Origin of the sequence: Oerskovia sp. NPDC060287, from assembly GCF_042726775.1 — a bacterium.
In the GTDB taxonomy this organism is placed as follows: Bacteria; Actinomycetota; Actinomycetes; order Actinomycetales; family Cellulomonadaceae; genus Oerskovia; species Oerskovia merdavium.
On sequence record NZ_JBHXBO010000104.1, the window covers coordinates 1 to 14534 of the forward strand.

Below are 14534 nucleotides of genomic sequence, written 5' to 3' on the forward strand. Positions count from 1 at the left end.
CACTGTCTGGGCGGCAGGCCTCTACCTCGGCAGCACAGCCGGTCAGGCGTTCGCGACCAGCCCCAGCTCCGCGACGCTCGCGAGCCCCTCGTGCTGAGGCACGATCCGCACGGTGTACCCGAACGGGCCCGACGCCTCGAGCCGCACCGACCCGGCGAACGCCGCCCGCCCCGCCTCGTACGTCTCGGCGAGCTCGAGCGGCTCGGCGGTGAAGGTCTCGATCACGTCGGCCTCGGTCACGCGACCGTGGACGACCTGGACCTCGACGTCGCCGGGCTGCAGGTCGCCGAGCGACACGTAGGCCTTGACCGTCAGGAGGTCGCCGACCTGCGGCACCTCGCGGATTCCGCTCGACTCGACGTGGTCCACACGGACGCGCGGCCAGTCGCCGCGCACGTGCTGCTTCCACGCCGCGAGCTCGCGCGCGGGCTCGAACCCCGGCCCGTTGAGCGAGCGCCCGGCGACCGCGGCAGGACCGTACAGACGGTGCACGTAGTCGGCGACCATGCGCGTGGCCTGGACCTTGGGTCCCAGGGTCGCGAGCGTGTGCCGCACCATCTGGAGCCAGCGACCGGGGACGCCCCGCTCGTCGCGGTCGTAGAAGCGCGCGGCGACCTGGGTCTCGATGAGGTCGTAGAGCGCGGCGGCCTCGAGGTCGTCACGACGCTCGGTGTCCTCGACGCCGTCGGCCGTGGGGATGGCCCAGCCGTTCTCGCCGTCGTACCACTCGTCCCACCACCCGTCGAGGATCGACAGGTTGAGCCCGCCGTTGAGCGCGGACTTCATGCCCGACGTGCCGCTCGCCTCGAGCGGGCGCAGCGGGTTGTTGAGCCACACGTCGCAGCCCGGGTAGAGCGACTGCGCCATGCCGATGTCGTAGTTCGGCAGGAACACGATGCGGCCACGCACGTCGGCCTCGTCGGTGAACCGGACGAGCTGCTGGATGAGCCGCTTGCCCTGGTCGTCGGCGGGGTGGGACTTGCCGGCGACGATGAGCTGGACGGGCCGCTCGGGGTCGAGCAGCAGCGAGCGCAGGCGCTCGGGGTCGCGCAGCATGAGCGTGAGCCGCTTGTACGTGGGGACGCGGCGCGCGAACCCGATGGTCAGGACGTCGGGCGAGAGCGCGTCGTCGACCCAGCCGAGCTCGGCGGGGCTGGCCCCGCGCTCGCGCCAGGACCTGCGCAACCGGTTGCGGGCCTCGTCGACGAGCTGCCCGCGCAGCTCGCGGCGCATGTCCCACAGCTCGGCGTCGGTCACGGCGTCGGGGTTCAGCCAGCCCGACGACGCGGTGTCGGCCGTGAGCTCGTCGAGCCCCAGCTTCTCGGCCTCGAGCGCGGCCATCCTGGGGTCGACCCACGTGGGCGAGTGCACGCCGTTGGTCACGGACGTGATGGGGACCTCGCGCGAGTCGAAGCCCGGCCACAGCCCGTTGAACATGCCCCGCGAGACCTCGCCGTGCAGGAGCGAGACGCCGTTGGCGCGCCCGCCCAGGCGCAGGCCCATGACGGCCATGTTGAAGACCGTCGGGTCGCCGCCGTCGTAGTCCTCGGCACCGAGCGAGAGGACCTGCTCGACGTCGATCCCGGGGATCTGGTTGTCCCCGCCGAAGTACTGCGAGACGAGGTCGCGGCCGAACCGGTCGATGCCCGCGGGCACGGGGGTGTGGGTCGTGAAGACCGTCGCGGCCCGCACCGCCTCGAGGGCCGCGTCGAACGTGAGGCCCGCGCCCGCGACGAGCTCGCGGATGCGCTCGACGCCCAGGAACCCGGCGTGCCCCTCGTTGGTGTGGTAGACCTCGGGCTCGGGGGCCCCGGTCAGGCGCGACCACAGGCGCAGCGCGCGCACCCCGCCCACGCCGAGCAGCAGCTCCTGCTGGAGCCGGTGCTCGCCGCCGCCGCCGTAGAGGCGGTCGGTGACCTTGCGGGCGGCCTCGTCGTTGCCCGGCACGTTGGAGTCGAGCAGCAGCAGCGGCACGCGTCCGACCGCCGCGACCCACACGTGCGCGTGCAGCACGCGCCCGCCGGGCAGGTCGATCGAGACGCGCGCGGGGGTGCCGTCGTCCTCGCGCAGGATGGTCAGCGGGAGCCCGTCCGGGTCGAGCAGCGGGTAGGTCTCGACCTGCCACCCGTCACGCGTGAGGGACTGGCGGAAGTAGCCGGCGCCGTAGAGCAGACCGACACCCACGATGGGCACGCCCAGGTCGGACGCGCTCTTGAGGTGGTCGCCCGCGAGGATGCCGAGCCCGCCCGAGTACTGCGGCAGCACCGAGGTGATGCCGTACTCCGGGGAGAAGTAGGCGATCGCCGCGGGGAGAGCCTCGCCGCCCGCGACCTGCTGCTGGTACCAGAGGGGGTCCTGGAGGTACCGGTGCAGGTCGGCAGCGGCCGCGCGCACGCGCTCGACGAAGCCGTTGTCGGCCGCGAGCGCCGCGAGCCGGTCCGGTCCGAGCGCTCCCAGCAGCGCCACGGGGTCGCGCTTCACGGAGTCCCACAGCTGCGGGTCGATCCCCGAGAAGAGCTGGCGCGTGGGGGCGTGCCAGGACCAGCGCAGGTTGAGGGACAGCTCGTCGAGGTCGTGCAGCTCGGCGGGCAGGACGGTGCGGACGGTGAAACGTCTGATCGCTCTCACGGGTCCGACAGTACGCAACAGTCGGTCGCCGCACACCCCCTGCCCACCACCTCCCTGTAACGCTTGCATGAACTTTCACCCGCCCGCCGAGCGGCGAGCGCGTGGAGGTTCGGCGCCACACCCGCTCTGCGGGTGCCGCTCACGGCCCGCGCTCGATACCTTGTGCAGGTGCCTGAGAACCTCGCGACCCCCGCGACCGCCCGCCCGAACGCGTCCGCCGGCGCCTCCTCGACCGTGTCTCCCCGCAGGACGCGCACAGCGCCCCCGACGGCACCCCGACCGGTGCCCCCGATGCCGGTCCGCGAGGCTCCCCCGGTCGCGCCGGCCGCACCGATCGGTCGCATCCCGGTCGTCGACGTCTCCCCCGTCGTCGAGGGGGGCCGCTGGCCCGCCAAGGCCGTGGTCGGTGAGGTCGTCCCGGTCGAGGCCACGGTGTTCCGCGAGGGGCACGACGCGGTCGCGGCGACCGCGGTGCTCGTCGCCCCCGACGGCAGCGACCACTCGTGGGCGCACATGGTCGACGTGGCTCCGGGTCTCGACCGCTTCCGCGCGACGGTCTCGCCCGACGCGCCGGGAGCCTGGTCGTTCCGTGTCGAGGCGTGGTCGGACCCGTACGGCACGTGGGCGCACGACGCCGCGATCAAGGTCGCGGCGGGCATCGACGTCGAGCTCATGCTCGCCGAGGGTGTCGCGCTCTTCGAGCGCATCACGGCCCTGGCGGGCCTCAGCCCGCAGGACGCGAAGACCCTGCACGACGGCGCGGCCGCCCTCGCGGACCCGTCTCGCCCTTCGCCGGCCCGTCTCGCGGCAGCCCTGTCGCCCGAGGTGCGCGACGCCCTGGCCCGCACGCCTCTGCGGGACTTCGTGACGCCGTCGGGCACGTACCCGCTCGTGGTGGACCGGCCGCTCGCCCTGGCCGGTGCCTGGTACGAGATGTTCCCCCGCTCCGAGGGGGCGCGTCGCCTCAAGGACGGGACCTGGCGGTCGGGCACGTTCACGAGCGCCGCCCGGCGCCTGCCCGCGATCGCCGACATGGGTTTCGACATGGTCTACCTGACGCCCGTGCACCCCATCGGGACGACGCACCGCAAGGGCCGCAACAACTCGCTGACCGCCCTGCCGGGCGACCCGGGATCGCCCTACGCGATCGGCTCGAAGGACGGCGGGCACGACGCGATCCACCCCGAGCTCGGCAGCGAGCGCACGTTCAGGGCGTTCGTGAAGGAGGCCCGTCGCCTGGGCATGGAGGTCGCGCTCGACCTCGCGCTCCAGTGCTCGCCCGACCACCCGTGGGTCACCGAGCACCCCGAGTGGTTCACGACGCGTGTCGACGGCTCGATCGCCTACGCCGAGAACCCGCCCAAGAAGTACCAGGACATCTACCCGCTGAACTTCGACAACGACCCCGCGGGCATCTACGCCGAGGTGCTGCGCGTGGTGCGGGTCTGGATCGCGCGCGGCGTCACGGCGTTCCGGGTCGACAACCCGCACACCAAGCCGCTCGAGTTCTGGGAGTGGCTGCTGGCCGAGGTCCGTGCCACCGACCCCGAGGTGATCTTCCTGTCGGAGGCGTTCACCAAGCCCGCGATGATGCACACGCTCGCGCGCATCGGGTTCCACCAGTCGTACACCTACTTCACGTGGCGCAACGAGAAGACCGAGCTCGCGGAGTACCTCGCCGAGGTCTCGGGACCCGCGGGGTCCTACATGCGTCCGAGCTTCTGGCCCACGACGCACGACATCCTGCCGCCCTACCTCCAGCACGGCGGGGTCGCCGGGTTCGCGGTGCGGGCCGTGCTCGCGGCCCTCGGCTCGCCCACCTGGGGGATCTACTCGGGCTACGAGCTCGTCGAGAACGTGCCGCGTCCCGGGGTCGAGGAGCAGATCGACAACGAGAAGTACGAGTACAAGCCGCGCGACTGGGCGCTCGCGCAGGAGATCGGGATCTCGACGCTCCTGACGCGGCTCAACGAGGTGCGCCGCGAGCATCCCGCGCTGCGCCAGCTGCGCAACCTCACGATCCACCCGACGAGCAACGACCAGGTCCTCGCGTTCTCGCGCCGCCTGCCGGCGCGCGTGGCGCCGGACGGGACGCCCGAGCCCGCCGACACCGTGATCGTGGTCGTCAACCTGGACCCGTGGGGCACGCAGGAGTCCATGGTGCACCTCGATCTCGCGGCCCTGGGCGTACCCGCCGAGCACGGGCAGTTCGTCGCGCACGACCTCCTGAGCGGTGCCTCGTACGGGTGGGGGCAGGACGTGTACGTCCGGCTCGTGCCGCAGGAGCAGGTCGCGCACGTCATCCACGTGGGCGCGCCATGACCGCACCCCCGTACCTGCCGCCCGCCGGGGGGCAGGGGCCGTCTGCCACGTCGGGCGGGGTGCCGGGCGGCGTCCCGGGTGGCGTCGCCCGGGACGGCCACGCGGCCGGCCCTGCTCCCGTCGCGCCCGCGACGGCCCCGGCTCCCCTGCCCGTGGGTGCGCTGCCTCCCCGGCGGCAGCCGGCCGCGCCGCTGGCGCAGCGCGCGGGACTGTCGGACGACCCCTCCTGGTACCGGACCGCGGTGTTCTACGAGGTCTTGGTCCGCGCCTTCTCGGACTCGTCGGGCGACGGCTCGGGAGACCTGCGCGGGCTCATCGACCGGCTCGACTACCTCCAGTGGCTCGGGATCGACGCCCTGTGGCTGCCGCCGTTCTATCCCTCGCCCCTGCGGGACGGCGGGTACGACGTGGCCGACTACACCGCGATCGCGGGCCAGTACGGGTCCATGTCCGACTTCACCGAGCTCATCGCCGAGGCCCACTCGCGCGGCATCCGGATCGTGATCGACCTGGTCATGAACCACACGAGCGACCAGCACCCGTGGTTCCAGGCCTCGCGCGCCGACCCCGAGGGTCCGTACGGCGACTTCTACGTGTGGAGCGACGACAACACGCGCTACCAGGACGCCCGCATCATCTTCGTGGACACCGAGACGAGCAACTGGACGTTCGACCCGGTGCGGCGACAGTACTTCTGGCACCGGTTCTTCTCGCACCAGCCGGACCTCAACTTCGAGAACTCGCGCGTCGCGGACGCCATGCTCGACGTGACGCGGTTCTGGCTGCAGGTGGGCGTGGACGGGTTCCGGCTCGACGCGGTCCCGTACCTGTTCGAGGCCGAGGGCACCAACTGCGAGAACCTGCCCGAGACGCACCGGTTCCTGCGGCGGGTGCGCGAGATGGTCGACACCGAGTTCCCCGGCCGGATCATCCTCGCCGAGGCCAACCAGTGGCCTGCGGAGGTCGTGGACTACTTCGGCACCGAGGAGGAGCCGGAGTGCCACATGTGCTTCCACTTCCCCGTGATGCCGCGCATCTACTACGCGATCAAGGACCAGCGGGCCAACCAGATCGTCGACATCCTGCGCGACACCCCGCCCATCCCGGCGGGCGCCCAGTGGAGCACGTTCCTGCGCAACCACGACGAGCTCACGCTCGAGATGGTCTCGACCGAGGAGCGCGCGTCGATGTACGGGTGGTACGCGCAGGACCCGCGCATGCGTGCGAACGTCGGCATCCGCCGCCGCCTGGCTCCGCTCCTGGACAACTCGCGCAAGGAGATCGAGCTCGCGCACGCGCTGCTCCTGTCGCTACCCGGTAGCCCGTGCCTGTACTACGGCGACGAGATCGGGATGGGCGACAACATCTGGCTGCCCGACCGCGACGCGGTCCGCACGCCCATGCAGTGGACGCCGGACCGCAACGCGGGCTTCTCGACCGCCGACCCGGGCAAGCTGTACCTGCCGCTCATCCAGTCGCTCGTGCACCACTACGGCTACGTCAACGTCGAGGGCCAGCTCGCACAGCCGACGTCGCTGCTGCACTGGGTCCACGGGATGCTCGCGGTGCGCCGCCTGCACCCCGCGTTCGGGGACGGGGAGCAGGTCACTCTGACCAGCGACAACGACGCGGTGCTCGCGTTCCTGCGTCGCAACGAGGCCGAGACGATCCTGTGCGTCGCGAACCTCGCGTCGACCGCGCGCACCGCCACCATCCACCTGCCCGAGCACGCCGGGGCGACGCTCACCGACGTGTTCGGCGGCGCACCGTTCCCTCCGGTGAGCGAGGACGGCGACGTCGTGATGACATGGGGTTCGAGGGACTTCTACTGGCTCACGGTGTCGTAGACGCTGACGCCCGTGGCGTCGTGGACGCCGACGTGGGCGGTGTCGCGGCGACCAGCCCGGCAGCCCTCGCCCTGCACGGCAGAAGGAGCTGACGTGGTCCCGAAGACCGTCTCGTCCCCGCCCGTCGCGTCCCGCCACGGACCGCTCGGGTCGGCGCAGCGTGCCCCGGTCCCGGACGCACGCCTGCTGGGCCTGCTCGACGCGTGGTTGCCGACCCAGCGCTGGTACCCGGTCAAGGGTGTGGCGGTGCGTCACGTCCCGTGGCTGAGCTTCGCGCTCACCGACCGCTGCACGCTGCACCTGCTGCGCGTCGAGGGCGAGGGGGTGGACCTCGTGATCCAGGTCCCGCTCGTGCTCACGCCCGCGGGTCGGCTCGCGGCATCGGGCGAGCCCGCCTCTCCCGACGCCGGGTCCGGCGCGGGCGCCCAGGACGCGGCTCGTACGCCCCTGCCGGGCCTGGTCGGCTTCGTGCCGGGCCCGGCCGCCCGGCCCGGCGACCCGCTCGGCGCTCCGCTCGCGGTGCACGACGGCGCCACGCACCCCGACCTGTGGGTGGCTCTCCTCGCGGTGCTCGAGCCGGCCGAGGGGGCTCGGGCGGGAGGACCCGGCGAGCACCCGGACCTGGCAGGAGCCCGGACCGTCGGGGGCGAGCAGTCCAACACGTCGGTGATCCTGCCCGGGGTCGCGGGTGGCTCGATCCTCAAGATCCTGCGGACGGTCGCGATCGGCGCGCACCCCGACGTCGTGGTCCCGGACGCGCTCGCCCGGGTCGGGTGGACGGGCGTCCCTCGCCCGCTCGGCTGGGTCGAGGCCTCGTGGGACGCGGTCGACGTCCCCGGTCGACGCGCCGGGCCGGGTGGGTCGGGCCCCGGGCCGTCGGCCGGGGCGACCGCCCGGACGGCGCACCTCGCGATCCTCAGCGAGCTCGTGACCGACGCCCAGGACGGGTTCGAGCTCGCGTGCGCCTACGCGTCCCAGGACCGCTCGTTCGCCGACCTCGCGGCCGAGCTCGGTGCGACGCTCGCGAGCATGCACGGCGCGCTGCGCGTGGCGCTGCCGACCGGGCCACCGCTCGAGGCGGGCTGGCTGCTGGGCGACCTGCGCCGTCGGGCCCGAGAGGCCTGCGCGGGCTCGATCCCGCTCGCACGGCGCGCCCCGCTCGTCGAGGCGTTCCTCGACCAGGTCGGCGAGCGCCTGGCGCGCGACGACGCTCCCCCGCCCCTGCTCCAGGCGATCCACGGCGACATGCACCTGGGCCAGGCCCTGCACGCGCGCGGCGACGGCTGGAAGATCCTCGACTTCGAGGGCGAGCCCCTGCGGCCCGTGTCCGAGCGCACGCGCCCGGACCTGCCGCTGCGCGACGTCGCGGGGATCGTGCGCTCGCTCGACTACGCGGCTGCGGTCGGCGGTGCCCGCTCACCCCGCTGGACGACGACCGCGCGCACGGCGTTCGTCGAGGGCTACCGGCGGGCCGTGGGCGAGGACGACGGGACGGCCGGGCTCTCGGTCGCGACGACCGAGGCCCTGCTGCGGGCGCTCGTCCTCGACAAGGCGCTGTACGAGGTCGTGTACGAGTCGCGCAACCGGCCCGCGTGGGAGCCGATCCCGCTCACGGCCGTGGACCGGCTGCTGGGCGGGCGTTAGCGGGACGCACGACGTGCCGGTCGCCCTCGGGCCCGTGCGCACCTCGTGGGTGGCTCGTGGTCTGCTGTCGCCATGACGAGCAGCGTCGACCGGCACGTCGACAGGCACGGTGAGACCGCCAGGTGGGAGGCGCCCGACGTCCTGGTGCTCGACCGTGCGCGCCTCGACCTCTCGGACGCCTCGTGGATGGCTCCCGCCCGGAGCGTCCGTGCGCGCGCGACGCGTTCGCCGCACGGGCTGTACGCGGCGCTCCCGCGGCTCGAACGCCTCCACCTCCTCGACGGCAGCGCCCCCGACCTCGACGACCTGGCGGGCTGCCGGAACCTGCGCGGGCTCACGGTCCAGGGCGTCCGGCGACTGACCGACGTCTCGGCCGTGGCCGGGCTCGTCTCGCTCGAGATGCTCGCTCTCTACGGTCTCAAGGACCTGCAGGTGGTCCCGTCGCTCGCTCGGCTGACCCTGTTGTCGTGGGTCGACCTGGGACGTCTGCCCGGCCTCGACGGGATCGAGGGCGTCCTCGCGGCGCCGCACCTGACCGATCTGACCTTCGTGCGGGCCGTGGGGGTCGCCCCGGGCGACGCGGGGAGGATCGCCGCGTCCGGCGTCCGGCGTTTCGAGTGGTTCGCCGAGGATGTCCCCGACCGGGTGTGGGTGCCGTTCCGTGAGGCCGTCGGCCTGCCGAGGTCCGTCCCGACGACCGTCGACGACTGGTTCGCCGCGCGCGACGAGCCGTCGCCGTCCGCTGCATCGGGAAGGCCGCGCCACCAGGCATGATGGTGCCGCGCTTCGACGACGATCCCTCACCCTTGGAGCCACCCGTGACCTCGGCCCCCGCCTCCCCCACCCCGACGGCGCTCGACGGCGACACGTCTCCCCTGCGGAGCCTCGAGCGCCGCGAGCTGCACACGGGCTGGACCGTGCGGGCCACGGCCGGCCCTGTCCCGGCCCACCTCGCCGCACGCCTCGACGCCCCGGTCCCCGCGACCGTCCCCGGCACCGTGCACACCGACCTCGTCACGGCCGGGATCGTCCCCGACCCCTATCTCGACGACAACGAGCACGTGCTCGCGTGGATCGGGCGCTGCGACTGGGAGTACCGGACCACGTTCGAGTGGGCGCCCGACGGCCACGAGCGCCACGACCTGGTCGCCGACGGGCTCGACACCGTCGCCACCGTGAGCCTCAACGGATACCTGCTCGCCGAGACCGCGAACCAGCACCGCACCTACCGTCTGCCGGTCGACGAGCACCTGCGGCCGGGCACCAACGAGCTGGTCGTCCGGTTCGCCTCGCCGCTCGCGTACGCCGCGGCGCAGAGCGTGGCCATGGGCTACCGCCCCCACACCAATCCCCACCCGTTCAACGCGATCCGCAAGATGGCGTGCAGCTTCGGGTGGGACTGGGGCCTGGAGACCGCGACGTCGGGCATCTGGCGTCCCCTCGCGCTCGAGGCATGGTCGGGCGCCCGGCTCGCGGCCGTGCGTCCCGTGGCGACGGTCGAGGGCTCGGCACGCACGCCGACCGCTGCCGACGCCCCCGTCGCCGGGCGCCTCGCCGTCCACATCGACCTCGAGCGCGCGGACGAGCACGCGGGGCGCGCCGAGGAGAGCAGCAGCGCTGGTGTCGAGATGCCTGCTGCCGTCGACGTCCGGGTCGCGGTCCACGTCGCGGGCCTCGTGGCGACAGCCCTGGTCCCGGCGGGCGCCACGTCCGCGGTCGTCGACGTCGACCTCCCGGCCGTGCGGCGCTGGTGGCCGCGCGGGTTTGGCGAACAACCCCTGTACGAGGTCACGGTCGAGCTCCTGGCCGGCACTGACGCCGTCGTCGCCCCGTCCCCGACCGCTGCCGCACCGCGCGAGCCGCGCGCCGTCGTCGGGCCCCTCGACGTGCGACGGAACCGCGTGGGCTTCCGCACCGTCCGCCTCGAGATGGAGCCCGACGAGCACGACGGAGAGCCCGGCACGTCCTTCGTGATCGTCGTCAACGACCAGACCGTGCTCGTGCGCGGCGCCAACTGGATCCCCGACGACGCGTTCCCGCACCGCGTGACGCGCGAGCGGTACGCCGCCCGCATCACCCAGGCCGAGCAGGCGAACGTCAACCTCCTGCGGGTCTGGGGCGGCGGGATCTACGAGGCCGACGACTTCTACGACCTGTGCGACGAGCGCGGCATCCTCACGTGGCAGGACTTCCTGTTCGCGTGCGCGACGTACGCCGAGGAGGAGCCGCTGCGCAGCGAGGTCGAGGCCGAGGTCCGCGACAACGTGACCCGCCTGGCCCCGCACCCGAGCCTCGTGCTCTGGAACGGCAACAACGAGAACCTGTGGGGCTTCCACGACTGGGACTGGCAGCCGCGCCTCCAGGGCCGCACGTGGGGCCTGGGCTACTACACCGGGCTGCTGCCCGCGCTGCTCGCGGAGCTCGACCCTGGCCGCCCCTACACGCCGGGCAGCCCGTGGTCGGGGACGCTCGACCTGCACCCCAACCTCGACGCGCACGGCTCGGTGCACCTGTGGGACGCGTGGAACCGCCAGGGCTACGAGGTGTACCGCGACCACGTCGCGCGCTTCGTCGCCGAGTTCGGCTGGCAGGGCCCGCCCACCTGGTCGACGCTGCGTGACGCTCTGTCGGACGACCCGCTCACGCCCGAGTCCCCCGGGATGCTCGTGCACCAGAAGGCCGCGCAGGGCAACGACAAGCTGACCGACGGCCTGCTCCCCCACTTCGCGCTGCCCGACGACATGGACGACTGGCACTGGGCCATGTCCCTCAACCAGGCGAACGCCATGACGGTCGGGATCGAGCACCTGCGCTCGTGGAGCCCGCGCTGCGCGGGCTCGATCGTGTGGCAGCTCAACGACTGCTGGCCCGTCACGTCGTGGGCCGCGGTCGACGGCGCGGGTCGCGCCAAGCCCACGCTGTCCGCGCTCCGGCACGCGTACCGGGACCGCCTGGTCACGGTCCAGCCCCGCAGGCCCGACGGCGGCGCACCCGTCCCCGGCGGCCCCTCGGCCCTCGCGGTGGTCGTCGTCAACGACTCGCCCGACGCCTGGAGCGGGACGCTCGTCCAGCGCCGCGTGCGCTACGACGGCACGGTCCTCGCGGAGGCGAGCGCCGTCGTCGGGCTGGCGCCGCGCGAGACGCGCACGGTCCTCCTGCCCGACGACGTCGCGGCCGCCGCGAGCGCGCGCGACGAGCTGGTCGTCGCGACCCTGGGCGCCGAGCGCGGGCTGTGGTTCTTCGCCGAACCGCGCGACAGCGCGCTCACCGACTCCGGCCTGGACACCGCGGTGCGGGTGCTGGAGCGGGCGGGCGACCCGCCGCTCCCCGTGCCCGGATCCCTGCTGGCTCCCGCCCGGTCGAACGGGCCCGCATACCGCTACGAGGTCGCCGTCACGGCCCGCGAGCTCACGCGCGACGTCGCGCTGCTGGCCGACAAGGCGCACCCCGACGCGACCGTGGACGACCAGCTCGTGACGCTCCTGCCCGGCGAGAGGGTCACCTTCACCGTGACCTCTCCCGAGGCCCTCGACCCCGACGCGCTGGTCGCCCGGGGCGTCCTGCGCTCGGCCAACCAGCTCGTACCGGGCACCGGCACACCGCGCGCTGACGCGTGACCCCACCCGCCGGCCGCGACCCCGACCGCGGCCTCTCGGCGCCCGCGCCGCCCCCCGGCCCGGGTGAACACAGGCCGACGCGACGGCGGCGCGGCGCGGGGAGTGCACAAGCAGCCCGGCGACGTGGAAAGGTTGGCCCATGACCGGGTCATCGACACCTCCGAGCTCCCTCCCACCGCTCCCCGTCGTCCCTGCCGATCCCGCGGCGCTCGCGGCCGTCGCGCAGGGACGGTCGTTCGACCCGCACGGGGTCCTCGGCCCGCACCTGACGGCCGTCCCTCTCCCCGGTGGCCGCACCGGGGGTGCGGCTACCGTGCGCGTCCTGCGCCCGCTCGCGGACGAGGTCACGATCGTGACCCTCGACGGCGAGTTCGCCGCGACGCACGAGCAGGACGGGATCTGGGTCGCGGTCGTGCCCGCCGCGGTCGACGAGCCGCTCGGCGCCGACGCCCGGTCCACGCCCGTGCTGCACGCCCCCGACTACCGCATCCGGGCACGCTACGGCGAGACCACGACGCTCCAGGACGACCCGTACCGCTTCCTGCCGACCCTCGGCGAGGTCGACCAGCACCTGGTGCGCGAAGGCCGCCACGAAGAACTGTGGACGGTGCTCGGCGCCAACCCCACGACCTACCCGAGCGTCCTGGGCGAGCCCGGCTCCCCCGGCACCACGAGCGGCACCGCGTTCGCCGTCTGGGCACCCAACGCGCGCGCCGTGCGCGTCATCGGCGACTTCAACCACTGGCAGGGCACGACGCACGCCCTGCGCGCGCTGGGCGACACCGGGGTCTGGGAGCTGTTCGTGCCCGGGATCGGCCCCGGCACGCTCTACAAGTACGAGATCCTCACCCCGGGCGGGACGTGGCTCCAGAAGGCCGACCCCCTGGCCAAGGGCACGCAGGTCCCGCCCGCCAACGCGAGCGTCGTGGTCGAGTCCCGGCACGAGTGGACCGACGCCGACTGGATCGCCGAGCGCACGGCGCGCGACCCGCACACCGGCCCCGTGAGCATCTACGAGGTGCACCTGGGCTCCTGGCGGCAGGGGCTGAGCTACCGCGAGCTCGCCGAGCAGCTCACCGCGTACGTCCTCGAGACCGGGTTCACGCACGTCGAGCTCATGCCCGTGGCCGAGCACCCCTACGGCGGCTCGTGGGGCTACCAGGTCACGAGCTACTACGCCCCGACCTCGCGGTTCGGGCACCCCGACGACTTCCGTCACCTCGTCGACACGCTGCACCGCGCCGGGATCGGCGTGATCCTCGACTGGGTGCCCGCCCACTTCCCCAAGGACGAGTGGGCGCTCGCTCGTTTCGACGGCACCCCGCTCTACGAGCACCCCGACCCCCTGCGCGGCGAGCAGCCGGACTGGGGCACGTATGTGTTCGACTTCGGGCGCAACGAGGTGCGCAACTTCCTCGTCGCCAACGCGACGTACTGGTTCGAGGAGTTCCACGTCGACGCGCTGCGCGTCGACGCCGTCGCCTCGATGCTCTACCTCGACTACTCGCGCAACCCCGGCCAGTGGCACCCCAACGTGCACGGCGGGCGCGAGAACCTCGAGGCCATCGCGTTCCTCCAGGAGACCAACGCGACGGCCTACCGCCGCACGCCCGGCGTGATGATGATCGCCGAGGAGTCCACGGCCTGGCCGGGCGTGACGCGCCCCACCGACGCGGGCGGCCTCGGGTTCGGGCTCAAGTGGAACATGGGCTGGATGAACGACTCCCTGCGCTACGTCGCCGAGGAGCCCATCAACCGGCGCTACCACCACCACGAGATCACGTTCTCGATGGTCTACGCCTACTCCGAGCAGTTCGTCCTGCCCATCAGTCACGACGAGGTCGTGCACGGCAAGGGCTCGCTCTACGGCAAGATGCCCGGTGACGACTGGCAGAAGCGCGCGGGCGTCCGTTCGTTCCTCGCCTACCAGTGGTCCCACCCCGGCAAGCAGCTGCTCTTCATGGGCTCCGAGATCGCGCAGCACGCCGAGTGGAACGAGGCCGCGAGCCTGGACTGGGCGGGGCTCGGCGACCCCGGCAAGGCCGGGGTGCAGCGCCTCGTGCGCGACCTCAACGACCTCTACCGGCGCACGCCCGCCCTCTGGGCCCTCGACCACGACCCGGCGGGCTTCGAGTGGCTCGACGCCGAGGACGCCGACCACAACGTCCTGGCGTTCCTGCGTCGCGACGGGGCCGGGAACCAGGTCGCCGTCGTCGTGAACTTCGCCGGGACCCCCCACGAGGGCTACCGCCTCGCCCTGCCGCACGGCGGGCGCTGGCGCGAGGTCCTCAACACCGACGCCGAGGTCTACGGCGGCTCGGGGGTCGGCAACCTCGGCGAGGTCGAGTCCGAGCCGCGGCCCTGGAAGGGACGCGCGTCCTCGGTCGAGCTGCGCGTCCCGCCGCTCGGGGCTCTCTACCTCGAGCCCGTGCCCGAGGTCTGACGGCAGGTCTCTGAGCGAACGACGAAGGGCCTC

The 14534-nt window shown here is 73.3% G+C and carries 7 protein-coding genes; 6 read left to right on the plus strand and 1 reads right to left on the minus strand.

Going from position 1 to position 14534, the window contains the following annotated elements:
* Nucleotides 1-42: 42 nt before the first annotated feature.
* The gene (gene glgP / locus ACFWFR_RS10880; protein WP_377622970.1) at nt 43-2628 is read right to left on the minus strand and encodes an alpha-glucan family phosphorylase; all 2586 of its coding nucleotides are present in this window, start codon (nt 2626-2628) and stop codon (nt 43-45) included.
* 291 nt (nt 2629-2919) lie between these two features.
* Here glgP and ACFWFR_RS10885 point away from each other — a divergent pair, with 291 nt between their 5' ends.
* From ACFWFR_RS10885 to glgB, 6 genes are all read left to right on the plus strand, one after another.
* Nucleotides 2920-4950 carry a maltotransferase domain-containing protein gene (locus ACFWFR_RS10885; protein ID WP_377622971.1) on the plus strand — a complete coding sequence of 677 codons (2031 nt, stop codon included), beginning with the start codon at nt 2920-2922 and terminating at the stop codon, nt 4948-4950.
* Nucleotides 4947-6797, plus strand: a complete 1851-nt coding sequence (treS, locus tag ACFWFR_RS10890; RefSeq protein ID WP_377622972.1) for a maltose alpha-D-glucosyltransferase — start codon at nt 4947-4949, stop codon at nt 6795-6797. Before ACFWFR_RS10885 ends, treS begins: the two co-directional genes overlap by 4 nt.
* Nucleotides 6798-6890: 93 nt before the next feature.
* Nucleotides 6891-8441 (plus strand): aminoglycoside phosphotransferase, encoded by a 1551-nt coding sequence (locus tag ACFWFR_RS10895; RefSeq protein WP_377622973.1) that lies wholly within the window; start codon nt 6891-6893, stop codon nt 8439-8441.
* Between the two features lie 72 nt (nt 8442-8513).
* On the plus strand, nt 8514-9215 hold the full coding sequence (locus ACFWFR_RS10900) for a hypothetical protein (protein ID WP_377622974.1): 702 nt from the start codon (nt 8514-8516) through the stop codon (nt 9213-9215).
* 44 nt (nt 9216-9259) lie between these two features.
* A complete protein-coding gene (locus tag ACFWFR_RS10905) occupies nt 9260-12058 on the plus strand; it encodes a glycoside hydrolase family 2 protein (protein ID WP_377622975.1) in 2799 nt (932 codons plus the stop codon).
* A gap of 139 nt (nt 12059-12197) precedes the next feature.
* Nucleotides 12198-14501: a 1,4-alpha-glucan branching protein GlgB gene (gene glgB / locus ACFWFR_RS10910; protein WP_191799953.1), complete on the plus strand. Its 2304-nt coding sequence runs from the start codon at nt 12198-12200 to the stop codon at nt 14499-14501.
* The last annotated feature ends 33 nt before the right edge of the window (nt 14502-14534 follow it).

Excerpts from the sequence above, each read along its gene's own strand:
- ACFWFR_RS10885 (WP_377622971.1), top strand. The coding sequence starts at position 2,920 with ATGCCGGTCCGCGAGGCTCCCCCGGTCGCGCCGGCCGCACCGATCGGT.
- treS (WP_377622972.1), top strand. The coding sequence starts at position 4,947 with ATGACCGCACCCCCGTACCTGCCGCCCGCCGGGGGGCAGGGGCCGTCT.
- ACFWFR_RS10900 (WP_377622974.1), top strand. The coding sequence starts at position 8,514 with ATGACGAGCAGCGTCGACCGGCACGTCGACAGGCACGGTGAGACCGCC.
- glgB (WP_191799953.1), top strand. The coding sequence starts at position 12,198 with ATGACCGGGTCATCGACACCTCCGAGCTCCCTCCCACCGCTCCCCGTC.